Here is a 22,316-nt window from a genome sequence, read left to right on the forward strand (position 1 = left end):
AAATCTACTATACCAAAACTTACATGGGAACTACAACCGTGCGGACGCGTGGATTGAAATATTAATTATACACCCAATTTATCATAAACTTATGGTCGCCCCTTACACAGGGGCGTGAATTGAAACAGACTGAAATATTGCTTAAAATCAGGTTTAATATGACAAAAAAAATAAACAAGGGGTAAAAGCTCATAATACACAAAAGCTATTTAGGTAGCCATTTTGATGCAATCGATGCATAAGTAGGCGCAATAATAGGAATTTTAAGGTGCAGATAATTGAATACTAAAGACAAATATTGTTTGTTAATATTCACACAGGGTATAAGTTAGGCAACTGATATCTAAGGATAAAATCACATAAATCAACTGCGCATCTAAAAATTATTCGGACCATGTTATCATGAGGTTTCAAAACATCAACATGTCTCAGCACCGGTATATTCATAACGCAATTAAAAATCTTCAGAAGAAACCTAATGATGATAAGGTTGGAGTGGGGGTGGTTAATGTTCAAACACTATAGGCTGATTTTCTGGAGGTTGTTTTGTTGTTATAAGGGGGATCATTATGAAAAAAAAATTTTTAGTTATATTGTTGGCTATGTTGATAGTTCTAGCTTTCCCAATGCAGGCACTGGCATCTCCGCTGGCGAATCTACCGGAGACACCGGTTTATGTAAATTTAGGTGACTCCATAGCATACGGAATGAGCGCTGAACCCCGAAAAAGCTATTTTGAAAGATTCGACAGGTTTCTAGGGCCAAGCCAGTCATTTAACCTGGGGATCCCAGGTGAGACTAGTGGAGATCTGTTAGGGAAGTTAAAGACCAATTCAAGTTTTCAATACGCAGTATCCCAAGCGGATATAATAACTATAAGCATAGGCGGGAACAATCTTTTAGGTCCGATCATATTCGGATTGATTTCGGAGGTTGACGCCTTGCTAGTATATTTGACACCGGAGCAGCAGATTGAGTTTGAGATATTCTTGGCTCAGATGGAAGAACAGCTCGGGGAAAATCCGGATTCTGATGAACTGCTGAAGGCTTTTATCGTCTTGACGGAATACGTTATTAAGCTGGTAGGTGAGGATGTTTGGAATCAAGTGGTATATGGGCTGATGAATTCACCGGATTTAAACGGTGCTCTCATTAATGGAGCGGCACAGTTTACCCAAGATTGGCCGGAGATTGTAGGAAGAGTTAGAGGATTAAATCCTACTGCGAAAGTCATAGCACTCAACCTTTATAATCCTGTCATAGCCAATGAAAGTCCGGAGCTATTTGCCATGATGGAAGGGCTGATAATACAGATAAATACAGTCTTTGCTAGTATTCCGGGATGTGACGTAATTGATGTATATAGCGAGTTTAATAAAAATTCAAAAAGCGTAAACTTCAGCTTGCTTTACGACACGCTAAGCATCGACCCTCATCCTACTTCTGATGGGCATCAGAGGATTTTCAGGCTGCTGGCAAGGGAAAGTGCTAAAACCAGATAAAAAATCTTTTCAAATCTTATATGTTATTATAAGTAACCTGCTGCAAGTCTTATAAATAAGATTTAGCTGCAGGTTATTTTTTATTTTGTTTTTTTGAACCTTTTTAGGTGTAAAATACTCTTATAAGCATAGGAGGTGCGGCATTGGACATAAAAGCATATGTAATCAGAGCAAAAAATGAAGACAAACAAGCACTGCTTGAGCTGATAATGCAAAAGCAGGATGAATATTATAAATTGGCTTATGTTTATCTAAAGAACAGACATGATGCTTTGGATGCCATACAGGATATGACACTTATTCTTTATAATAAAATAGGCAAACTTAAAAAAGACGAATCGTTTTATTCCTGGAGCAAGACCATATTGGTGAATTGCTGCAAGACCATCTTAAAAAATCGCAATCGTATCGATTCAACAGAATTATTTGATGTTGAACAAAGGAGCAAAGATCAAGAAGACGGGATTGTCTTGGAAAACACTGTAAATAAGCTGAGTGAAAAGCATCAGGAAATAATAAGGCTAAAATACTATTTGGATATGGACAATGATACAATTTCAAAAATATTAAAGATACCTCTTGGCACTGTAAAATCTCGATCTAATGCTGCTCTGAATAAACTAAAGATTATGATGGAAGGGAGCGGATATGATGGATATTGAGAAAGCTCTTAGAGAACAAAAAAAACAGATAGATCAGATCAATGCTCCAGCAGAACTTAAGCCAAGGCTAGAAACTGCTCTTAACGCAGAAAGAAAGAGAAAATCCCAGGATTATAGGTGGGCTTTAAGGGCTGCAGCAGCAATTATGGTAGTTTTTTTGGCAGGATACAATTTCAATACCCTGGCTTACTATGGAAAAAGAATGATAGGCTTTGAAGGATTGATGACCGACACCGTAAGTGAATTGGTCAACTCCGGATTGGGACAGGATATAGGAACAACTTATGCATTTGATAACGGAGTAAACCTAACCATAGATGGTGTGATGATTGATTACAATAACCTCATACTCTTTTATACTTTTAGCGGAGATTTGAATTTTGACGATCCAGATAAAATTTTTAATCTTCCGAGCATATATTTAAAAGGCTTCTTTGAAACCATTGAACACAACCATTCTGTTGGAAGCCTAGATGAAGATAATAGAGAAATAAAATTTGTTAGCTATTACGATCCTCCGCGGGCATTAACACGCCAAATAAAGATCGAGTCTTATTCAATGGACGACAGTGGATTTAACTTAATTGAAGACAAAGTCATTATTGATAGAAGTAAGGCTATGGGGAAGATATTAAAAAAATCTGTCGCACACACTTTTAAAGTGGGAAACAGAAACATAAAGATCGATGAATTAATAGCAACGCCTACAGCAACATCTATCACAGGAAGCATACAAAATATTTTTCAGCTTGCGAGGGACTCATTGTATGACAATAGAATAAGACCGAACTCAATTTCAATGAGCCTATGGGCAAACGGCAGGCAGGTAGATAGTCAATCATCAAGCTTAAAAACAGATTCAAAGGGGATCACATTTAAACAGGATTTTGATGCATTGCCTGAAGATACAAAAAGCATTCAGATATTATTAGAGAGCGTCACAGCAGATTATGATGTTGATGAAAATTTTGCACTGACGATGGATAATGGTGAAAAAAATATTGGGATTAACAATCAGCATATTGCTATACTGGATGTGTGGGAAAGTGATTCTCAAACCTGTGTAAAGATTAGGACTGAGGACCATTTGTATTTAAGCGAAGTGTTTCTTGAGGTAGACGGAGCCAAAGCAGAACTTGCGAAAACTGTTGAGAATCAAACAGATAAGCTGAAATCAGGCAGGATAGAACGAACAAGAACAATGTATTTTGATAAAAGCGGTGAGGACATGAACCTTAATATTAAAAGAATAACTTATAAAACGGATGTGTACCAGTCAGTGAAGATTAAAGTGAACTGAATGTGATCTGTTTACTGGGAAATCATTACTCTGGCAAGAGACGCTTTTGTGAAATTCCCCTTGATGAAATTAGTCTTATTTTATACTATTAATAGTATGATATAAAGTGTAGAATTCATTCAACATAGCTAAAATTACATCTATCTAAAGGGGATATATATGGATAAAACAAAGAAGCAGTGGCAATTGAATCTTTACAAAATAATAAATGAATCCGATACAATTCAGGGGCGTGTTTTTGACATAGTCATGGTTGTGTCAATAGTTTTAAACAGCATAGTAATAATCGCCGAAACGGTAGAACCCATCAGAATTTCCATAGGGGAGATATTAATGACTTTGCAATGGGTCTTCGTGGTTCTCTTTACGTTCGAGTATATACTTCGAATCTTGATAGTGGAGAATAAAAAGAAATATGTTGCTAGCTTTTTTGGAGTAGTAGATATGATGGCTATACTTCCAGCGTATATAAGCATTTTTATGCCAAGCATAAGGCTGTTGGCTCTATTCAGAACTTTTAGGCTGCTTAGGCTATTTAGCATTTTGAAAATGGGCAGGTATGTCGAGGCTTCAGGCAACCTGTTAAAAGCCCTTAGAGCTAGCAGGGCGAAAATTACGGTATTTTTGTTCACGATATTTTTTGTAATAGTAGTCGTAGGGGCGCTGATGTACATAATTGAAGGACCGGAAAACGGTTTTGTGAGCATACCTGAGTCTATGTACTGGGCGGTGGTGACGGTTTCTACAGTAGGATACGGAGATATATCGCCTCAGACCCCTTACGGGAAGACCTTGGCAAGCATGCTGATGATCGTAGGTTATGGAATAATCGCTGTCCCAACCGGGATTATAACAAGTGAAATTGCTCTGGTGGACAGAAAGGCAAGGGAAGCAAAAACATCTGCAACATGTGTAACATGTGGCAGGAAAAGCCATAAAGAGGATGCAGTTTACTGCGATAAATGTGGGGGAAAGCTTTAAAGCTTTCCCCTCTTTTAAAGTCCAGATTCAATTTTAAGAATAAAGGAATCAGGAATTCAAATTTTTAATTAGAGAATACGCGCTGTAAAAAGCAATGATCATTGTGAGGGGGATAATTATCACAGCAGGGAAAATCGTTCCACCTGTCAAACCAATTGCAATTATCTTTGCCACTAATGCTACCATCAGTATTGATAAGAAAACGAGATAGATTGGGCCAAATAGATATCCATAAGAGTTCTTCTTAATCAATAGAATGCCAATTATTATCGACATTGGAAGAAGCAAAGAAAGATCTAAGCCTTGCACTACAAGCGTAGTGAAGTATCCGAGGCCGCTAGGATATATGGTTCCATCCAGCAAAGGAGGGACGACGATGCTCAGCCATAAAAAAGCGATGTTGAATCCGTTGATCACAAGGAATATTCCCGGAAGCTTAACTTGGGTATCCGAATTGAATAGGGAACGGATACTTTTTAGTTCGAACGAAAGCAACAAAATAGCCAAGGCATAGAAGGATAATCCAGCTAGAGAAACAAATATTAAAAAATACTCATTGTACATTGCCATTAGCATGTAGAAAAGATACGTAACAAAAAAATAACCAACAGTTCCGGCGAGGATGAACCTGCCCTTGAAGGAACCTTTTAAAGAAAAATACATTCCAATAATGAGCATCGGAATGCCGATGAATAATGTTACGTAGTCTTGGGCGATGCCTTGCACCGCTACGTCTTCTGGCATATAACCATATAAACCTTTTCCATAAACGATAGTCTCTTCACCATGTATGGATTCGAATGTAAAACTTTCAAAGCCGTCACTGGAGAAGATGCCTGTTATAGAGGCAATTGCGGATAATATAATTATCAACGAAATCAGGGCAAGCGTTATTTTGGGGTTTTTCATTTTCTTCTACTCCTTATTATTTTTTAATAGCAGCATGTCTCTGATATAAGAACAGTGCTTTTCTATAAGCAAATTTCTACGCTCGATGCTGATATCATCTTCAAGAACCAGCCTAGAAATGAGGCCGTTGGTGTATATCCAAATAAGTTGTATCTTGGTTTTAAAGTCATTGGGATCAAACTTTCCTGCCTCGATTCCAACTTTGTACAGCCGCAGGAAATTCTCTGATATATTCTCTTCTCGCAGCATGCCTACCTTATCTTGAAGTATCTCTATCGGATTAAGAAACACCGCTGTGTAATGGTCCGGGGCTTCAAGGGTAAGATTGATAAAGGTTTTTATTACATTTACATAAGTATCTTCCGGATTTGATTCATCGATTGGGATTTCAATTAACTTTTCAGCAATTTTCTTTTCGTTTTCTTCATATAGCATTAGAAGTATCTCTGCTTTGCTGCTGAAATAATGATAGATGGCTCCCGGAGAGTAATCGATAATCTTTGCTATTTTTCGGATTGAGAGCTTTTCATAGCCCTCGTCTATCAGTATCCTGCTGGCAGCATCAAAAATTTTTGACCTAAATGCCTCTATTTCCGTCTCGCGACGCTCCTTTGTTCCCACGAAACATTCCTCCTTATCTAACGTTGATTTTAAATTGAACACTGTTCAATAGTGAATATATCATATAATATATTAAAATGCAAAGTTATTTTTAAAGTTTAAATGAAAAAGTATCGGATTGACACCTCAGAGGTTCTAGAATAGAATTTGACTTATAGGAGCAGTCAAAGTGGTTAATTCAAGGCATAGCCTCAGATGAGGGGTAACATAGAATCAGCCTTTAAAAGGGGAGATAAATGGTGGGATTTGTTATTGAATTTTTCGATGTTCTGAGTGGATTAGGCGCAAGCGTTATGATGCCGATTATTATCGCTATTTTCGCAATGGCTCTTGGAGCGAGATTTGGCAAAGCTCTTAGAGCGGGATTGTTGGTGGGGGTAGGGTTCATAGGCCTTAATACAATGATAGGGTTGCTGGGATCGACCTTAGGTCCGGCTGCTCAACAAATGGTGGAGAATGCAGGCTTGAATCTGAACGTTATCGATGTAGGCTGGCCAGCCGCCGCTGCCATTGCATTTGGGACTAAGGTTGGCGCTATGATGATACCCGTAGGATTAATTATCAACATATTGATGCTTCTGACCAATACGACAGAAACGATTAATATCGATATATGGAATTATTGGCACTTTGCTTTTACAGGATCATTGGTTGCTATAATGACAGACAGCGTAGGATGGGGGATATATGCAGCTGCAATCAATATGGTAATCATTATGGTTATAGCTGATGTTGCGGCCCCGATGTTTGAAAAGTATAACGGATTGTCTGGAATATCTCTTCCCCATGGATTTGCAGCGGCTTATGCTCCCATAGCGCTTATAGTAAACAAATTGATTGATTTTATACCCCTGGTAAATAAAATTGATATCGATGCGAAGAAAATCGAAAGCAAGATGGGAGTTTTTGGAGAGCCTGTTTTAATTGGAACCCTCATTGGATTCGCAGTAGGAGTACTGGCTTATGGAATAGCAGACTATGCAACCAATTTCCAGTTGGCGATTACTATGGGAGCCGTATTGGTGCTTATTCCTAAGATGGCATCAATATTGATGGAAGGCTTAATGCCTGTGTCAGAAGCAGCTCAAGGTTTTATTCAAAATAAATTTTCAAATAGGAGGAAAATTTATATAGGGATGGATGCTGCAATTGCACTTGGTCATCCTATAACTCTGGCAGTGGCGTTGATCCTAACGCCCATGACAATATTGTTGGCTCTTATACTGCCAGGAAACCAGCTGATTCCATTTGCTGATTTGGCTGGGATTCCTTTTGCGCTGATATATGTAGTTCCAATCTGCAAAGGAAATGCATTCAGAACCTTTATTGTAGGATTGGCGATTATATCTGCGGGTTTATTAATCGCAACCAATTTGGCACCTCTTCATACACAAGCGGCAATTCAGGCAGCTGTTGAAATACCTGAGGGAGTTGAATACATTTCGTCTATATGCGATGGCGGGAATCCATTGCCTTGGGCATTCGTCAGGATTGCAAAAATGCTGGGAAGCACTGTCAGCGCAGCAGTGTTCGCTGTTGTTGCTATTTGCATGTCCCTATGGAACCGAGCTAGAATTCTTAGGAATGCTGAGAAATAAAGGACAATGATTCGAAACTATAATTCATATAGCATTGACACAAAACTTAAGGACAAATAAAATTTTAATATATAACGATTAAGGGGGAAGGAATAATGATAGTGACAGTTGTAAAGGTATTTGTTAAGGAAGGTTATGCAGAGGACTTCATAAAAGCAACAGTTGAAAATCACAACAAATCGATTCACGAGGAAGAGAACCTTCGTTTTGACTTGCTTCAAAGCAAGGAGGATCCCAACTTATTTACACTCTATGAAGCGTACATGTCTGAGGAAGGGGCCAAGGCCCACAAGGAAACGGAGCAGTATCTCACTTGGAGGGAGAAGGTTGCCGACTGGATGGCAAAACCAAGAGAAGGCATGACATTTAACGCGGTGGCGCCGGAAGAAATCGAAGCCTGGAAGACGTTGAAGTGACAAGTTTTATAAAGCAATGGTGCAGGAAACGATCAGGAGGATAATTACATGAATCAAGATGAAAAAAGAAAATTTATAATTAATCTTTACCAAAATAGGTATACATGCAAAGGGTTCGATCCTGAAAAAAGGGTCTCAGACGAAGATTTTAATGCGATTATCGAAGCAGGAAGGCTTGCACCTAGCTCTATGGGATTTGAACCGTGGAAGTTCGTATTAATAAACAACGAAGACGTCAAAGAAAAGATTAAGCCACATGCTTGGGGTGGCGAGAAGAGCCTGGAAGGCGCAAGCCACTTTTTGGTGATACTGACCCGAAGCCCAAAGGACTTGAGATATGATTCTGATTACATAGAGTATATACAAAAAGACATCCAAGGGTTTTCGGATGAACTGAGAGAACCTAGAAAAATAAAGTATAAGAACTTTCAGATAGAAGATTTTAAGCTTTTTGAAAGCGATAGAGCCCTGTTTGACTGGGCATGCAAGAATACCTACATTGCACTTGCAAACATGTTAACAGCGGCAGCAGTATTGGGAGTGGATTCAACTCCAATCGAGGGATTCCACCGAGACAATCTCGAGAGGGTCTTAATAGAAGAAAGGATAATCGATCCTGAGCATTTTGGACTCTGCTGCATGGTGGCATTTGGCTATACTAATAGGGAACACAGGCCAAAAACCAGAAGAAAAGTTGAAGAAGTTTTAGAAATTATAGAATAACAGAAAGCTCCGGTTACCCCGGAGCTTTAATCTGCTGTTATCCATTATTCATATCCCCATGTCGGCTATCATGCTATCGTCCGAAGTTGCGTATGAAATCGCCATGTGTCGAGGATCAAGCTGCTTTTCAAGCCAGAACAAAACATCCCCGATTACTTCATCCCGGCTATATTCGTTAAATATTTCATGATAGAGCTTTGCGTATATTTTTAATGTCTTGTCTTCTGAAGCTATATCTCCATAAAAATCTCTGGAATCTTTATTGCTGACAAGACCGTCATTTCCTCCGTGCAATATTATAACCGGATCCAGGAATCTATGTCCATTTTCTTTCAACCAGTCAAGACCGTTAAAGAGAGAATAAAAAAGTCCTGCAGAGATTTCTTTTTCCACCAAAGGATCCTTGACATAGGCCTCTACCACCTTGGGATTACTACAGATTCCAGGTCCTAGCTCATTTGGAAAGTATGTCTTTGGGTCCAGGTCTCTATCCAGTTCAGCGCCAATATTGGCATTGTTGCGGGTAAGGGCTCCTGATAAAATATAGCCGTCAATCTTGTATGGGTAATTACTGCCATATAATGCCCCAGCATAACCTCCCATGCTGTGGCCAATTAAAAAAACAGCTAGGTGAGGATTTTCGTTTTTTATCAATTCCACGACCACATTCACATCTTCAAATATTTGTGTATAGTCGTCGTAGTAAACTTTGGGACCTTCTGACTTGCCATGACCTCTGTGATCAAAGCGGTAGACACCGAAACCTTTTTCATTGAGCTTTTGAGTAAGGTAATTGTACCTGCCTTGATGCTCACAAAGTCCATGTACAATTAAGACGATTGCCTTAGGGTTTACAGGTACTTCTTTTTTCAAGAAGAGTTTGGTTCCGTCATAAGACGAAATAATTTTGCTTTCCATTTCTATCCCTCCAATAGCTAGATCTTATAACTTTCGTATACCCATTTTGTACTTGTCAAAACCTAAAAAGCAGCATGGCGTTTATTTCTAATCAAAAGTTCTCATAGAAGAGCTCGAAGAAGAGAACTGATTCCTAGTTTTGAAGAAGCTCTTGTTTTTTACTGTATTAACCTGCGGTTATTTTCTATAGGCGAGGGTATAATTATACCAATAAGAAGTTTGGCACTATTGCCAGGGAGGAAGGAAAAATGAATCCAGCATTAGCTAAATTGATAATGATAATTGCAGTTTCGGGTCTGATAGTAACAGGATTTATGTTCTTTGACCGATCAAGTAATGATCAAGATGAGGATGAGTTGTCTCAAGAGGATTTTCTGCCGGATTACGATAACAGCAGGTACAAGAATATTTATTTGGCGGGAGGCTGTTTTTGGGGAGTGGAAGCCTACTTTTCAAGAATAATCGGAGTTGAATATACCAGCGTAGGATATGCAAACGGAATAGGAGAGGACACGAGCTATCGCAGGATAGACTCCACTGGACATGCGGAAACTGTAAAAATCGTCTACGACCCCGAAAGGATCACACTGGAGGATTTAGTGACTTATTATTACGGGATAATTGAACCGACAAGTCTGAACAGACAGGGAAATGACAGAGGAACCCAGTATAGAAGCGGGATTTATTATTCGTATGAGGCAGATTTGGATACAATCCTAGGGGTGACTGAGAAGGAGCAGCTAAAGCACGCAAAGCCTATTGTGACAGAAATAGAAGCCTTGAAAAATTTCGTTCTGGCTGAAGATTACCATCAAGATTATCTTTATGAGAATCCCGGAGGGTACTGTCACGTTAACTTGTCAGTGATACCTAATGAGAAGCCAGTTGTAAATCCATTGGACTATCCCAAGCCTGGAGAGAAAGAAATAAAGCAGATGCTTACGCCATTGCAGTTTGAAGTCACCCAGAGAAAGGGAACTGAAGCGGCTTTTCAAAACAGATACTGGGATAATAAGGAAAAGGGTTTGTACGTAGACATCGTAACTGGGGAGCCTTTGTTCTTGTCGAAATACAAGTACGATAGCGGGACCGGGTGGCCAAGCTTTACAGAACCGATAGATAAATACACAGTAAAATACTACAGGGACCAAAATTTTGGGATGGAAAGAGTAGAAGTAAGAAGCAGAGTCGGTGGATCTCACTTGGGGCATGTATTTAGAGACGGACCTGTGGAGGAAGGTGGACTGAGATTTTGCATCAACAGTGCTGCTTTGGATTTTATTTCATATGGAGAAATGGACGAGAGAGGATACGGAAGGTTAAAGGTTTTGTTTGAATAATACGCAGATAAGCTGATCGGAGTGATTATATGAGAACAATGCAAAGACTTACCGAAGCATATGAGAATGCTCTAAGAGTGGAGTTTGACGACGATTCAAAGTTTATAATATTCAGCGATGTCCACAGAGGGGACAATAGCCTGTCAGACGAGTTTTCCCACAACCAAAACATATACCAGCACGCACTTAACTATTACCTGGAAAATGATTTTACATATATTGAAGCTGGAGATGGGGATGAACTTTGGGAACATGAGATTTTTAAATACATAATCAGGGCCTATGGAGACATATACACCTTGATCAGTGAATTTTACAGAAAAGACAGGTTCTATATGCTATATGGAAATCATAATATGGATCTTAAATTCGAGGACTATGTAGAGGACAATTTGTACAAGTTTTACGATATATACGAAGACACATTCGATGTGTTATTTCCTGGGCTTAAAGTGTACGAAGCTGTAGTGCTCGAGCACTCAGAAAATAAAAAAGAGATATTTATAGTGCATGGGCATCAAGGAGATTTCTTAAACGATCATATATGGCCCATAACAAAATTTTTAAACAGGCACCTTTGGCACTACTTTCATATAGTTGGTTTTAGAAACCCGTCAAGCCCTTCAAAGAACATGCATAAGTGCCACAAGATAGAAAGGAATTACTCAAAGTGGATACGACAGCACGAAATAATGCTCATAGCCGGACACACACACAGACCTAAATTTGTAAGCAATTCAGGGGAATCCTATTTTAATACAGGTGCCTGTGTTTTTCCTCTTGGGATAACAGGAATTGAAATTCAAGAAGGCACTATAGCTCTTGTCAAATGGCATATCAGACCTGACCCGATAGGATCGCTTACCGTTCAAAGAAGCGTGGTCAAGGGTCCGAGCCCACTTGCAGATTTTATGTATTAAAAAAGCCTGTGCTTGTCACAGGCTTTTTTTTACGCCTTTCGGCCAAGTTTCTTGGTGATGCTTTTTTCTAGTTCAACGGCTACTAAAACTCCAAAGCCGCAGATGACCGGTAAAATCCAATCCGAAAGATTTACGCCCGAGGTGCCAAACCAGATATTCAAGAAAGGGAGGTAAGTAAAACCAACTTGGGCAATGACTACTATCAACGCAGCGCCCAAAGCCACCTTATTGTTGAAGAACTTATTGCTAAAAGAGGTCTCATTGATCTTCCGACAATTAAATAAATAGAAGATCTCTCCGAAGACCAAAGTATTAACCGCAATTGTCTGGGCAGTTTCCAGGCTGGTGCCGTTCCCGATTTCGCTTTTAAAAGCATAAAGGGTAAATCCGCCTATGATCAAAGAAACAAATAGTATCCGAAATATAAAATAGGTGCCAAGTATGCCTTCTTCAGGATCGCGAGGAGGCTTTTTCATAGTATTGCTCTCAGTCGGTTCAAAGGCAAGGGCAAGGCCGAGTGAGACTGCCGTAACCATGTTTACCCAGAGTATTTGAACGGGAGATATGGGAAGGGTCTGCCCTAATATTATTGCAGATAGAACTACAAAAGCTTCGGCTCCATTTGTGGGCAATATGAAAAGCAAGGTTTTTCGTATGTTGTCGTATATTGTCCTTCCTTCCTCAACGGCAGCGACTATGGAAGCGAAATTGTCATCGGCAAGGACCATCGCTGCACTGTCCTTTGTAACCTCCGTTCCTTTGATTCCCATTGCTATGCCGATATCCGCCTTTTTAAGTGCGGGAGCGTCATTTACCCCGTCACCTGTCATCGCGCATATTTCACCATTTTTTTGAAGGGCATCCACGATTCTCAGCTTATGTTCCGGGCTGGTACGCGCGAAGATATCACAGTCTTTAACAGCTTGTCGGAGCTCGGTGTCAGACATATCTTCCAGTTCGCTTCCGCTTATTACTTTGTCATGGGCATCTATGCCCATTTTTTTACCGATCATCTTGGCTGTAAGTATATGGTCTCCGGTGATCATCTTTATCCTAATACCCGCGTTTTGGCTTAAGCGTATAGCTTCTATGGCCTCGGGACGAGGGGGGTCCATAACCCCGGTCACGCCTATTAGGATTAAGCCTTCTTCAAGGTCTGAATGGGTAAGGTCGGTCTTTTCTCCACCCACCTCTTTGTAAGCGCAACCAAGCATCCTAAGACCTTTTGAAGCACCGTTTTCGATATGCTCCTGCCAAAGATCTTTTTTAAGATCCTCAGGCCCTGATTTGCCCAGCTGCTGTAAGCACATGGATAACAGCTGGTCTGGAGCTCCGTTTACAAATATGAAGCTTTTTCCTTCTACTACATTTAAAGTTGACATGTATTTATACTCGGAGTCGAAAGGGATCAGCGCCAGTCGCTTGGTTTCAAAGTCAAGCTTTCCTGATTTTTTGGAAAGAGCCATCAAGGCGCCTTCTGTAGGAGTTCCCTTGACATCCCAGTTTCCGCTTTCATCTTGCTTGAGTTGAGAATCGTTGCAAAGATATGCAGACTGAATCAGCTTTTCTAGTATCGTATCTGTAGATAAATCTACAGGGGAACCCTCTCTGATAATAGACCCTTCAGGCGAATAGCCTGAGCCTTTAACGGTATACTCACCGGCCATGGTGTAGATAGTAGTTGCGGTCATTTCGTTTTTCGTCAGCGTGCCAGTCTTGTCAGAGCAAATGACCGTTACAGAACCTAGGGTTTCTACTGAAGGCAGGCGCCTTATTATAGCATCTCTAGCAGCCATACGCTGAACGCCTATTGCCAGGGTTATGGTAAGTATGGCAGGGAGTCCTTCGGGAATAGCTGAAACCGCTAGACCAATAACAGCTAAAGAAATTTCGGCAATTGTAAAATCACGCAAGAAATAACCAAAAGCGAATAGGGCTAGCGAAAAGATTATAATAAAAATGGATAAATATTTTCCAAATTTATTAATTTTTCTGATTAGAGGCGTAGCCATGGTTTCTGTCTCCGAAAGCATCTTATTTATCTTGCCAAGCTCGGTATCGGTTCCGGTTGCTGAGGCAACCCCTTTAGCGCTGCCCGCCCTTACAGTGGTTCCCGTGTACACCATTGACTTCCTTTCTGCAAGAACGGTTCCTTCAGATACCGGATCAATGGATTTTTTTACTGCTTCGGACTCTCCTGTAAGAGATGCTTCCTCCACTCTGAAATTGGCAGTGATTTCAGTCAAACGAAGGTCTGCGGGAATTTTGTCTCCCGGGGATAAAATCACAATCTCTCCTGGAACGATTTCCTCGGCGGGTATAGTCTGCCTGCTGCCGGCTCTTAAAATGGAAGCTTTTAAAGATAGCATATGCTTGATTCCATCGAGTGCTTTTTGAGCTTTGTCCTCCTGTATGTATCCTATTAATGCATTGATGATAACAACTCCGATAATTACCCATGTGTCTATCCAGTGGCCCAAAACTGCAGTTAGGATAGCGGCTGCGAGCAAAACGTAAATGAGGGCGTTGTTAAATTGCATAAGAAAGCGTTTTATAGCGCTGGGACCTTTTTTTTCAGGCAATTTATTCAGGCCGTACTTTTCAAGTCTGGCTTTTGCCTCGTTATCGGTAAGTCCTTCTAGGTCAGTGTCCAGCTTGCTTAAGACTTCCTCGACGGATAGAGATTCCCAAAAGACTTGGTTTTCGTTGTTTGCGGGTTCGTCTCTCCCCATGTTGAATCGCTCCTTTCACTGCTTAAATGTCTACTAAGTACTTTATACCTCTATTGTGGGTATTTGTAACAAAAAATTGTTTAAAATTTTAAAACAGTCCGCTTTGAGCGTAAGTATGTGGATTTCTTTATGCCGCCTGTGTTTTTCCTGCGCCTAAGGGTAAATAGTATTAAAGGATACAAAAAAATAAAAGTGAGGAGTCAATCATATGAAAGGTTCTATTGTAATAGGCAAAATAAAAGGAATATCAATCGAGATCAACATCAGCTGGCTTGTGATTTTTGCGCTTCTTACCTTCATGCTTGCAACAAGCTATTTTCCGGTAAATTTCCCCGAGTGGGATGCGGCTTTAAATTGGATGCTGGCGGCTATTATGACTGTGATGTTCTTTGCCTCAGTGCTTCTTCACGAGCTGTCACACTCTCTTGTATCCATCAAGCTAGGCTTAGAGGTTAAGAGGATAACTCTTTTCATATTCGGTGGCATGGCACAGATAGAAAAAGAGGTCGATGACCCTGTACAAGAGTTAAAGATTGCCATAGCCGGTCCGGCAATGAGCGTAGCCTTATCAGCTCTGTTTTTTTTGACAGCTAATGTTCTTACTGCAGCCGGAGCACAGGAGTACTTTGTGGTGCCATTTACTTACCTGGCAACTGTAAATATAATACTTGCTATATTTAACATGGTTCCGGCATTTCCGTTGGATGGTGGAAGGGTCTTAAGGGCTATAATATGGAAAGTAAAGGGTGACATGCAGAAGGCAACAAAGATCGCGTCTTCCCTAGGGAGCTTTTTTGGGTACTTCCTGATTTTCAATGGTGTTTTTTTGGCATTGGCAGGGAATCTCTTCAATGGGGTATGGTTTCTTTTTATAGGATGGTTCATAACCCAGGCGTCACAATCGAGTTACCAGCATGTGTTAATGAACGACATGTTCAACAAGATATGCGTTAACAAATTTATGACTGAAAATATAGTTGCAGTGGAATATTACGTGAACCTTCAGCAGCTTGTGGAGGAGTATTATTACAAGTATAAGTTTTCAATGTTTCCTGTAATGAGATTAGACGAGGTTATGGGAATCGTTACTATCGATGAAATTAAAAAAGTGGATAGAGCTATTTGGGACGAAACAACGGTAGGAAGCATATCCCGAAAGTTAACAGAGGATTTTGTGGTATCTCCTAGAGATACTGTTTCAACTGCCATGGAGAAGGTATTCAAAAACGGAGTCGGACGGGTGCTGGTTATGGAGGATGGCAATATGCTGGGCATAGTTTCCCGTACGGATATCTTAAACTACATAAGAATAAATGCGCAGCTTGATGGCAAGGAGAGATAGATGTGGATAACAGGGTAAGAATAAAAGAGCTTTTCAACAGGCTGGATAGAAGACTGTTTATGGAGGAATGCCAAGAGTTTGCACATGTTGACGGGCCCTTTCCCATTGGATACGGTCAGACCATATCACAGCCGTCCTTAGTGCTCGCAATGACGATCATGCTAGATTTAAAGACGGACTCCAAGGTGCTGGAGATAGGCACCGGCAGCGGCTTTCAGACAGCGCTTCTTGCAAGCGGAGCAAAGGAAGTTTATACTGTAGAGAGAATAAAAAAGTTGCACGATAAGGCCGTTAAAAGACTGGGAGAGATGGGGTTTGACAATATATCATTTAAGCTTGGAGATGGCACTATGGGTTGGAAGGAAAAAGCGCCATTTGATCGGATAATGGTTACTGCTGCGGCAATTATGGTTCCCCCTTCCCTAATCGCTCAACTGGGGGAAGAGGGGAAGATGGTGATTCCAATCGGCAATGGAAGAGTGCAGGAACTAACGCTGATAGAAAAAGACTCAATGGGCAAGCTGGACACTTCTGTTAAAGAATATGTAAGTTTCGTTCCCCTTGTAGGAAAGTACGAATAGATGGGAGATAAAATGTGAAGAGAAGTCATTGGCTAACCGGACTTGTAATATTGCTGTCGTTTTTTTTAATGATGACGCTTCTAAATAATGTAATTGAAATGGGTGAGAGATTAAGTTCTGTTCATCCTTATTTATCGGGGGTGTTTTATGTCCTAATTGGCGTATTCGCATTATGGATAGGGACTGTTCCCATATGGTGGATTATAAAATCGCCGGTATATGATTATTCATCTCTATTAAGAGGTGAGAATGCGGAGCCGGATAACAGCGAGCTGGAAAAGTTCAAAAGAGCATTGTCTAGAGACGAAGAAGACATAAAAAGGCTTGAAGGCAAAAAAGAAGATGAGCTCAAAGAGGCTTTGGTAAGATTAATTGCGGAGAAGGAAAGACAAGCTGACGAAACCATAGTGCAAAGCTCCCTGCTCACTTTTTTGACAACAGCGATATCTCCAAATGGATTAATTGATGTAGCAGCCGTCATTTACTATAACGTAAAGATGGTGGGGAGCATGGTTAAGTTATTTGGAATCAGACCAAGCGTGATGAATATAGCTAAAATCTTCAGAAATGTATTCTTAACTGCATTTGTGGTAAATCAGCTTGAGGAACTTGAGATAAATGAATACTTAGAAGAGATGCTGGAATCATTTGGAGACGTAGCCGCAGGCAAGATTCTGTCAAAGACTATGGATTCGCTGATACAGGGGACATTAAGCGCATTTGTCACTCTGAAGATAGGGTATGCGGCGAAAACAGCTCTCTTGGATCCAAACAAGACTAAAGCTAAAGGCTTTAGGCGATACGTAAGAAGGCGATCAAGGCAGACGCTGGTCAAAGAGGTACTGCCTAGGAGCGTATCTGCAGTGCCAAGAGGATTTGGAAAAGCTATCGAAATGATGCTGCGCAGAATGACAAAAGGCAGCAAGCAAGGAGCCTGAAAGGCTCATTTAGAGTTTAGATATTCCATTGAATCAAATATTGAATTTTTTCATATAACGGGAGGAGTTGTTTTGATGAAGAAAGAAAGAGTTCTTGACGCTATCAACCACAAGAGAACAGACAAAATTCCCCACACCATCGAATTTACTAAAGATATCCTTGAAATCCTTTGCAGAGAGCTTGGTATGACCCCGGATGAGATTTTTGACTATGCAGACAACCATATTGAAAAGATTAACTTGAACGCTGGAGGAATCTGGATAAGAGATGGTTTTTACCAAGACGAGTTTGGAGTCGTTTGGGACAGGACGGGACACGACAAGGATATCGGCATCCCGGCTGAGGTTATCTTTAAAAAACCGGATATTGACATGTATGAATTTCCCCAAGTTCAGGAAGAGCTTTTGCGACAAGAGATAGAAAAGACTCTTTCAAATGGGAGGGACACCTTTAAAATTTGCAAGATAAGCTATAATCTTTACGAAAGGGCTTGGTCACTAAGAGGCATGATGAATATTTTGATGGATATGATAGAAAATCCGGAGTTTACCTACGCCCTGTTTGAAAAAATATTCGAGTTTAACATGAAGAGAATAAAAATAGCCATGGAGTATGATATAGACGGATTTTATTTCGGAGATGATTACGGACAGCAGAGAGGTCTGATAATGGGGCCTACTATGTGGCGAAAGTACATTAAGCCGCTACTGGCAAAACAATATGAAGAGGTTAAGAAAAAGGGCAAAGTCGTAATACAACATTCCTGTGGGGACAACAACCTGATACTGGAGGATTTTGTCGAGATTGGACTAGATGTGTATAATACTATACAGCCAGAAATATACGATTTAAAAAAGCTTAAAAGCCAATACGGTAAGGATCTGGCATTTTGGGGTGCCATCAGCACGCAAAGGCTTCTGCCTTATGCGTCTCCTGATGAGGTAAAAGCTAAAGCAAGGGAAACCATGTCTATTTTAGGGAAAGACGGAGGATATATCGCATCTCCTACTCATAGGATGCCTCAGGATATACCGGTTGAGAACTTTTTGGCGTTGGTAGACGTTTTTAAAAATCAATAACATGCCTACAAGGCGATTTAAAGCATATCATTATGTTTGAGACTATAGCATAGTGTTAAGGTAATGATTTGATATGAGGAAGGCTAAGATGGAAAAATATTATTCGCTTCAATGATGTGCACCGATTATGGTTCGCTCAAGGATCAGGTGGCGAAGCTTGTGAGAGTTGATATTGACGCATACCATGTTGATATCGTGCACGACAGCTATGTTCCGAACTTTGGCATGGGATTTCAAGTAAGCATGTTGATTTTTTCGCAGAAAAAGAAGCGGATTACACTTTGAGAAAGGGGATTGCACAGAAATAATTCCGGTGTTGAAAAAGCTGTACCTATTAAAACCTTCCCTTTTCATCAAAGGGAAGGTTTTAAAAAATGGGAAAATATTTAAAACTCCTCTGTACTTACGATAATGACATGGTCACCGAATATTTTGTCAAAATCCTTGACAAAGGATTCTGTTTCGTCGCCGTAAGAGGCGGGTATTTCGATTATGCCAAGATGATAGCCTTGGTTTAGCTTTTCGAGAGAAGCATCTTTAAACCACCTTTTGTACAAGGCTATTCTGTATGACAAGCCAATAGCGCTTCTTTCACTGATGCCCAGTGAAGAAATGACATCTGAAGGGCTTTTGATGGTGGATATGAAATGATTCGAAAGTTCGGTATAGATTTCAGGATCTAGCTCCTTGTATGCTACAAGCAATGCTTTGAATTTCGTGTGGGATACTTTTTTTGTCAATGTAATTCCTCCTTGATAGGTTTTGTTATAAATTTAACTATATTGATAATTGTATCACAATAATTCCCCGTTAACAATTTATCAGATTACTTTTTTTAAAAATATAATTAAAGTTTTTATCTTCGGAGCCTTTGTTTAATGTTTTTAACAGGATACATAAACGGATCGTCGATGTTTTTTGTTTCAATGAGCATGGCATTTAACTCCACCCCCAGCAGTAGAATCAATGAAGTCAGCAAAAGCCAAAGCATCAAAGCTATCACTGCCCCCAAAGCTCCGTAGAAACGAGAGTAGTTGGCGAAATTGTCCACGTATTTTTGAAAAACCAATGTAAATACAGTCCAGGTAAAAGTAGAAAATATAGCGCCGGGAAAAGCATATCTGAATTTCACTTTTTTCGCTGGCACAAAAATATAAAAAGCTAGAATGAGCATAAAGATAAAGACGACTGGAAGTATTACTCGAAGCAGATCTACCAAGCCTTCAAAAGGAAGCTTTGGGAAATAATACGATGCCAGGTCGAGCAACTGCTGTCCAAAGACTATGCCTATCAAGGCTAAAAGTATCGTAAGTGCAAATAAAACGACCCAAAAGATAGATAACAGATACTTAAGTGGCAAAGATCGCTCGTCATTAATGCCAAGTGCCTTGTTTGTACCCTTCATAAAAGCCCTGAATCCGCCGGCTGCGGAATAAACGGATAGAAATACAGAGAAGGACATAAGCCCGCCTCTTTGGCTGTCGACTATATCTGTAACTAGGTCGTTTATCATATTGAATACGTTGTCAGGCAGGGAGCTGTCTAAAGTGGATAAAATGGCACTGGAGTCAAGGTCGCTGTATCCGATTAAAGTGAATAGAAATATTAAGAATGGAAATACCGCAAGGAGCAAGCTGTATGTAAGTTGATAAGCAAATGCGACTATATTGTCTTCGTCTATTCGTTTTAACAAGGCCAGTAAAAATTTCTTGGGGCTGTTGATTTTAACCATAAGAGTACCTCCCGTGAGATATTATACTTACAGTTTAACATAAAGTTCTAAAGTCTGCCATTTTCGGCAAAGCTGTAATAGAGCTCGCCTGCCACTATTATATGGTCAACTACCTTTATTGAAATTGCTTCCATTGCAGAGATGATCCGCTTTGTGACTTCTATATCTGCGTTGGAGGGCTTGAGGCTTCCGCCGGGATGGTTGTGGGATAGTATGACGCTGTTGGCTTGATGCCTTAAGGCCGTCTCTACGATAAGCCTGGGATAAACAGGAGCTTCATTTATGGTGCCTTCATGCACTTTGGCTGCGTGGCTTGCCTTGTTTTGAGAATCCAGGCAAATGATATAAAAAGCTTCGTATTTGAGACCAGTGAAGAGAGAAACTGCATACTGGCCAGCCTTGGTGGAGCTGTTGAGAAGTGGCTTTTCTCCCCACCGTCCCTTGAAGTACCTTTTAGCCAAAGAGGGAATCATAGAAACCAATACGGCTGTATTTTGGGTAACATCGCATCTGCGAGAGATTTCTTCCGGTGTTGACTCGAAAAGGGTGGAGAGGCTTCCGAATTCTTTAAGCATCCTGTGAGCCAACTCGTTTGTGTCCTTTCTAGGAACCGAAAAGAAAAGCAACATTTCTAAAACTTGATGGTCTTCAAAATGATCCAGCCCTTCTTTGATATATCTGTTTTTCATGCGCTGCCTGTGACCTGTATGAATTTTTTGCGACATAGAGATCTCCTGTTAAATTATTTTTTTATATGTCTAAGATATCATAATATGACATAGAAGGCAAAAATAATAAGGGATAAACTTGCATAAACTTAAAAGCTTAGCAAGTTTTGATAAAAAAGTTAATCATAACAAGCAAAAATAAAAAATCTCCCAGTATAAATTATTTGTTTCCTTTTTTACTTCTGGATCTGTGGTATTTAAGGTCGATAAGCATAATTATCTCTTCCCTGTCTTCGTGAGACAATCCCCGGAATAGATCCAGCATGCTTTTTTCGGTTTGGCCTAGGGCTATGGTGGTCACATTTTCATCGCCGGTTAGGAGCCACTCCATCGATACAGTAAATACTTTTGAAAGCTTATACAGTGCTTTGGTGTCCGGGACTCTGTTGCCGCTGATGTAATTGCTCATGGCATTTTTGGATATCCCGGCAGCGTAGCAAACATCCACTTGCTTTAATTTATTTTTTTTAAGTAACTGGCGGAGTCTTTCTCCTACGCCGGAAAATTCGTTGTTCATCTAATTACCTCCCAGGATAGTCATGCTTTATCGCTTGTGAGAACGAAATAATTGACACGTTCACAAGTGTAGGATAAAATGAAAGCATTGAAACCTATCTATTATCTATCATTTTATCACATTTTATTAAAAATGATAGCTCAAATATTTTCGTGAAAAACAGAAGGAAAGTTGCATTTTTTTATGTGTGGGTATAGAAAAGACAAAAGGGGTATATGTAACGTATAGTCAATAAGGGGGGATGTTTTATGGCGGAACAAAAATTGACTCCGTTTGGTATTGAAGTAAAAAAGAGGCTTATTGAACTGGGAAAGACTCAAAATGAGCTTGCCAGTGAAGTAGGTACAAGCAAGGTTTATTTGAGCATGATACTATACGGAAAAAGATCAGGGGAAAAATATCTTCCGCTGATCAAAGATGTGTTGGACATCTGGTCTAAATGATTCTTACAAAAGCTTTTTAAAAACGATTTTATTGAAGCCGAGCTCATCGATAACTTCTATTTCATAACGATCAAGGCTGTTGAGGCAAATGCTTTTGCCGACACGTTCTTTTAGCCTGTTTTTGATATGTTCAAAATCGCTCCTGTCGTTGCTTACGAGGGTATACACAATCTTATTTTCAAATTCTTCTATCGTAAATGCGTCATATTTGCCGCTGATCATACTTATTATACTATCAAACATGGAAACCTCCAAAAGGAATTATGTACTTCATTATACCACAAATGAATTGAATCTTAAAATGCCATCCTGTAAAATTGTCATCTCTTTTAT

General features: G+C 40.0%; 24 protein-coding genes. 15 read left to right on the forward strand and 9 right to left on the reverse strand.

From position 1 onward, the window contains the following. Nucleotides 1–569 precede the first annotated feature (569 nt). From BUB93_RS08750 to BUB93_RS08765, 4 genes are all read left to right on the forward strand, one after another. Nucleotides 570–1,502, forward strand: a complete 933-nt coding sequence (locus tag BUB93_RS08750; protein ID WP_073271163.1) for an SGNH/GDSL hydrolase family protein — start codon at nucleotides 570–572, stop codon at nucleotides 1,500–1,502. Nucleotides 1,503–1,645: 143 nt separating this feature from the next. Next, the gene (locus BUB93_RS08755; RefSeq protein ID WP_242945456.1) at nucleotides 1,646–2,164 is read left to right on the forward strand and encodes an RNA polymerase sigma factor; all 519 of its coding nucleotides are present in this window, start codon (nucleotides 1,646–1,648) and stop codon (nucleotides 2,162–2,164) included. Beyond that, nucleotides 2,154–3,464: a DUF4179 domain-containing protein gene (locus BUB93_RS08760; protein ID WP_073271165.1), complete on the forward strand. Its 1,311-nt coding sequence runs from the start codon at nucleotides 2,154–2,156 to the stop codon at nucleotides 3,462–3,464. The genes BUB93_RS08755 and BUB93_RS08760 overlap by 11 nt, the downstream gene beginning before the upstream one ends. 159 nt (nucleotides 3,465–3,623) lie before the next feature. Then, a complete protein-coding gene (locus BUB93_RS08765; protein WP_073271167.1) occupies nucleotides 3,624–4,445 on the forward strand; it encodes an ion transporter in 822 nt (273 codons plus the stop codon). Between the two features lie 48 nt (nucleotides 4,446–4,493). Here the strand turns inward: BUB93_RS08765 and BUB93_RS08770 are convergent, their stop codons facing one another. Further along, nucleotides 4,494–5,354 (reverse strand): hypothetical protein, encoded by an 861-nt coding sequence (locus tag BUB93_RS08770; protein WP_073271169.1) that lies wholly within the window; start codon nucleotides 5,352–5,354, stop codon nucleotides 4,494–4,496. 6 nt (nucleotides 5,355–5,360) lie between these two features. Then, nucleotides 5,361–5,975 carry a TetR/AcrR family transcriptional regulator gene (locus BUB93_RS08775; protein WP_073271171.1) on the reverse strand — a complete coding sequence of 205 codons (615 nt, stop codon included), beginning with the start codon at nucleotides 5,973–5,975 and terminating at the stop codon, nucleotides 5,361–5,363. A 236-nt stretch (nucleotides 5,976–6,211) separates the two neighbouring features. Between BUB93_RS08775 and BUB93_RS08780 the strand changes: the two genes are divergently transcribed. From BUB93_RS08780 to BUB93_RS08790, 3 genes are all read left to right on the forward strand, one after another. Then, a complete protein-coding gene (locus BUB93_RS08780) occupies nucleotides 6,212–7,573 on the forward strand; it encodes a PTS galactitol transporter subunit IIC (RefSeq protein ID WP_073271173.1) in 1,362 nt (453 codons plus the stop codon). Between the two features lie 95 nt (nucleotides 7,574–7,668). Continuing rightward, nucleotides 7,669–7,989, forward strand: a complete 321-nt coding sequence (locus BUB93_RS08785) for an antibiotic biosynthesis monooxygenase (protein WP_073271175.1) — start codon at nucleotides 7,669–7,671, stop codon at nucleotides 7,987–7,989. A 48-nt stretch (nucleotides 7,990–8,037) separates the two neighbouring features. After that, entirely contained in the window at nucleotides 8,038–8,712 is a 675-nt protein-coding gene (locus BUB93_RS08790; RefSeq protein ID WP_073271177.1) for an NAD(P)H-dependent oxidoreductase, read from the forward strand. A 48-nt stretch (nucleotides 8,713–8,760) separates the two neighbouring features. Here BUB93_RS08790 and BUB93_RS08795 read toward each other — a convergent pair whose 3' ends face one another. Further along, nucleotides 8,761–9,630 carry an alpha/beta hydrolase gene (locus BUB93_RS08795; protein WP_073271179.1) on the reverse strand — a complete coding sequence of 290 codons (870 nt, stop codon included), beginning with the start codon at nucleotides 9,628–9,630 and terminating at the stop codon, nucleotides 8,761–8,763. Nucleotides 9,631–9,878: 248 nt separating this feature from the next. Between BUB93_RS08795 and msrB the strand changes: the two genes are divergently transcribed. Then, nucleotides 9,879–10,970 (forward strand): peptide-methionine (R)-S-oxide reductase MsrB, encoded by a 1,092-nt coding sequence (gene msrB / locus BUB93_RS08800; protein ID WP_073271181.1) that lies wholly within the window; start codon nucleotides 9,879–9,881, stop codon nucleotides 10,968–10,970. Nucleotides 10,971–10,999: 29 nt separating this feature from the next. Continuing rightward, nucleotides 11,000–11,890, forward strand: a complete 891-nt coding sequence (locus tag BUB93_RS08805) for a metallophosphoesterase family protein (RefSeq protein ID WP_073271183.1) — start codon at nucleotides 11,000–11,002, stop codon at nucleotides 11,888–11,890. Between the two features lie 29 nt (nucleotides 11,891–11,919). On the opposite strand, the gene BUB93_RS08810 is transcribed toward BUB93_RS08805, so the two are convergent. Further along, complete coding sequence (locus BUB93_RS08810) at nucleotides 11,920–14,622, reverse strand: cation-transporting P-type ATPase (RefSeq protein WP_073271185.1); 2,703 nt, start codon at nucleotides 14,620–14,622, stop codon at nucleotides 11,920–11,922. A 208-nt stretch (nucleotides 14,623–14,830) separates the two neighbouring features. Here BUB93_RS08810 and BUB93_RS08815 point away from each other — a divergent pair, with 208 nt between their 5' ends. From BUB93_RS08815 to BUB93_RS08835, 5 genes are all read left to right on the forward strand, one after another. Then, a complete protein-coding gene (locus BUB93_RS08815; RefSeq protein ID WP_073271187.1) occupies nucleotides 14,831–15,964 on the forward strand; it encodes a site-2 protease family protein in 1,134 nt (377 codons plus the stop codon). Between the two features lie 2 nt (nucleotides 15,965–15,966). Further along, on the forward strand, nucleotides 15,967–16,545 hold the full coding sequence (locus BUB93_RS08820; protein WP_073271189.1) for a protein-L-isoaspartate(D-aspartate) O-methyltransferase: 579 nt from the start codon (nucleotides 15,967–15,969) through the stop codon (nucleotides 16,543–16,545). Nucleotides 16,546–16,559: 14 nt separating this feature from the next. After that, nucleotides 16,560–17,483 (forward strand): DUF697 domain-containing protein, encoded by a 924-nt coding sequence (locus BUB93_RS08825; RefSeq protein ID WP_073271191.1) that lies wholly within the window; start codon nucleotides 16,560–16,562, stop codon nucleotides 17,481–17,483. A gap of 75 nt (nucleotides 17,484–17,558) precedes the next feature. Then, nucleotides 17,559–18,563: a uroporphyrinogen decarboxylase family protein gene (locus BUB93_RS08830; RefSeq protein WP_084117173.1), complete on the forward strand. Its 1,005-nt coding sequence runs from the start codon at nucleotides 17,559–17,561 to the stop codon at nucleotides 18,561–18,563. A gap of 114 nt (nucleotides 18,564–18,677) precedes the next feature. Next, a complete protein-coding gene (locus BUB93_RS08835) occupies nucleotides 18,678–18,848 on the forward strand; it encodes a hypothetical protein (protein WP_278278384.1) in 171 nt (56 codons plus the stop codon). 101 nt (nucleotides 18,849–18,949) lie between these two features. Here the strand turns inward: BUB93_RS08835 and BUB93_RS08840 are convergent, their stop codons facing one another. From BUB93_RS08840 to BUB93_RS08855, 4 genes are all read right to left on the reverse strand, one after another. Continuing rightward, nucleotides 18,950–19,303, reverse strand: a complete 354-nt coding sequence (locus tag BUB93_RS08840) for a hypothetical protein (RefSeq protein ID WP_073271195.1) — start codon at nucleotides 19,301–19,303, stop codon at nucleotides 18,950–18,952. Between the two features lie 116 nt (nucleotides 19,304–19,419). Further along, entirely contained in the window at nucleotides 19,420–20,295 is an 876-nt protein-coding gene (locus BUB93_RS08845; protein ID WP_073271199.1) for a YihY/virulence factor BrkB family protein, read from the reverse strand. Between the two features lie 47 nt (nucleotides 20,296–20,342). After that, complete coding sequence (locus BUB93_RS08850) at nucleotides 20,343–21,020, reverse strand: JAB domain-containing protein (protein ID WP_073271201.1); 678 nt, start codon at nucleotides 21,018–21,020, stop codon at nucleotides 20,343–20,345. A gap of 163 nt (nucleotides 21,021–21,183) precedes the next feature. Beyond that, a complete protein-coding gene (locus tag BUB93_RS08855; RefSeq protein ID WP_073271203.1) occupies nucleotides 21,184–21,540 on the reverse strand; it encodes a helix-turn-helix domain-containing protein in 357 nt (118 codons plus the stop codon). A 248-nt stretch (nucleotides 21,541–21,788) separates the two neighbouring features. On the opposite strand from BUB93_RS08855, the gene BUB93_RS08860 reads away from it, so the two are divergent. Further along, nucleotides 21,789–21,983 (forward strand): helix-turn-helix domain-containing protein, encoded by a 195-nt coding sequence (locus tag BUB93_RS08860; RefSeq protein WP_073271205.1) that lies wholly within the window; start codon nucleotides 21,789–21,791, stop codon nucleotides 21,981–21,983. Between the two features lie 3 nt (nucleotides 21,984–21,986). On the opposite strand, the gene BUB93_RS08865 is transcribed toward BUB93_RS08860, so the two are convergent. Then, nucleotides 21,987–22,226, reverse strand: a complete 240-nt coding sequence (locus tag BUB93_RS08865) for a hypothetical protein (protein WP_073271207.1) — start codon at nucleotides 22,224–22,226, stop codon at nucleotides 21,987–21,989. Nucleotides 22,227–22,316 lie beyond the last annotated feature (90 nt).

Source organism: Alkalibacter saccharofermentans DSM 14828 (assembly GCF_900128885.1).
Lineage (GTDB): Bacteria > Bacillota > Clostridia > Eubacteriales > Alkalibacteraceae > Alkalibacter > Alkalibacter saccharofermentans.

Bases quoted from the DNA above. Each gene is read 5' to 3' on its own strand.
- BUB93_RS08785 (WP_073271175.1), top strand. From the start codon at position 7,669: ATGATAGTGACAGTTGTAAAGGTATTTGTTAAGGAAGGTTATGCAGAG.
- BUB93_RS08770 (WP_073271169.1), bottom strand. From the start codon at position 5,354: ATGAAAAACCCCAAAATAACGCTTGCCCTGATTTCGTTGATAATTATA.
- BUB93_RS08850 (WP_073271201.1), bottom strand. From the start codon at position 21,020: ATGTCGCAAAAAATTCATACAGGTCACAGGCAGCGCATGAAAAACAGA.
- BUB93_RS08765 (WP_073271167.1), top strand. From the start codon at position 3,624: ATGGATAAAACAAAGAAGCAGTGGCAATTGAATCTTTACAAAATAATA.
- BUB93_RS08845 (WP_073271199.1), bottom strand. From the start codon at position 20,295: ATGGTTAAAATCAACAGCCCCAAGAAATTTTTACTGGCCTTGTTAAAA.
- BUB93_RS08790 (WP_073271177.1), top strand. From the start codon at position 8,038: ATGAATCAAGATGAAAAAAGAAAATTTATAATTAATCTTTACCAAAAT.
- BUB93_RS08835 (WP_278278384.1), top strand. From the start codon at position 18,678: ATGTGCACCGATTATGGTTCGCTCAAGGATCAGGTGGCGAAGCTTGTG.
- BUB93_RS08805 (WP_073271183.1), top strand. From the start codon at position 11,000: ATGAGAACAATGCAAAGACTTACCGAAGCATATGAGAATGCTCTAAGA.
- BUB93_RS08860 (WP_073271205.1), top strand. From the start codon at position 21,789: ATGGCGGAACAAAAATTGACTCCGTTTGGTATTGAAGTAAAAAAGAGG.
- BUB93_RS08810 (WP_073271185.1), bottom strand. From the start codon at position 14,622: ATGGGGAGAGACGAACCCGCAAACAACGAAAACCAAGTCTTTTGGGAA.
- msrB (WP_073271181.1), top strand. From the start codon at position 9,879: ATGAATCCAGCATTAGCTAAATTGATAATGATAATTGCAGTTTCGGGT.
- BUB93_RS08760 (WP_073271165.1), top strand. From the start codon at position 2,154: ATGGATATTGAGAAAGCTCTTAGAGAACAAAAAAAACAGATAGATCAG.
- BUB93_RS08750 (WP_073271163.1), top strand. From the start codon at position 570: ATGAAAAAAAAATTTTTAGTTATATTGTTGGCTATGTTGATAGTTCTA.
- BUB93_RS08795 (WP_073271179.1), bottom strand. From the start codon at position 9,630: ATGGAAAGCAAAATTATTTCGTCTTATGACGGAACCAAACTCTTCTTG.
- BUB93_RS08815 (WP_073271187.1), top strand. From the start codon at position 14,831: ATGAAAGGTTCTATTGTAATAGGCAAAATAAAAGGAATATCAATCGAG.
- BUB93_RS08830 (WP_084117173.1), top strand. From the start codon at position 17,559: ATGAAGAAAGAAAGAGTTCTTGACGCTATCAACCACAAGAGAACAGAC.
- BUB93_RS08780 (WP_073271173.1), top strand. From the start codon at position 6,212: ATGGTGGGATTTGTTATTGAATTTTTCGATGTTCTGAGTGGATTAGGC.
- BUB93_RS08865 (WP_073271207.1), bottom strand. From the start codon at position 22,226: ATGTTTGATAGTATAATAAGTATGATCAGCGGCAAATATGACGCATTT.
- BUB93_RS08855 (WP_073271203.1), bottom strand. From the start codon at position 21,540: ATGAACAACGAATTTTCCGGCGTAGGAGAAAGACTCCGCCAGTTACTT.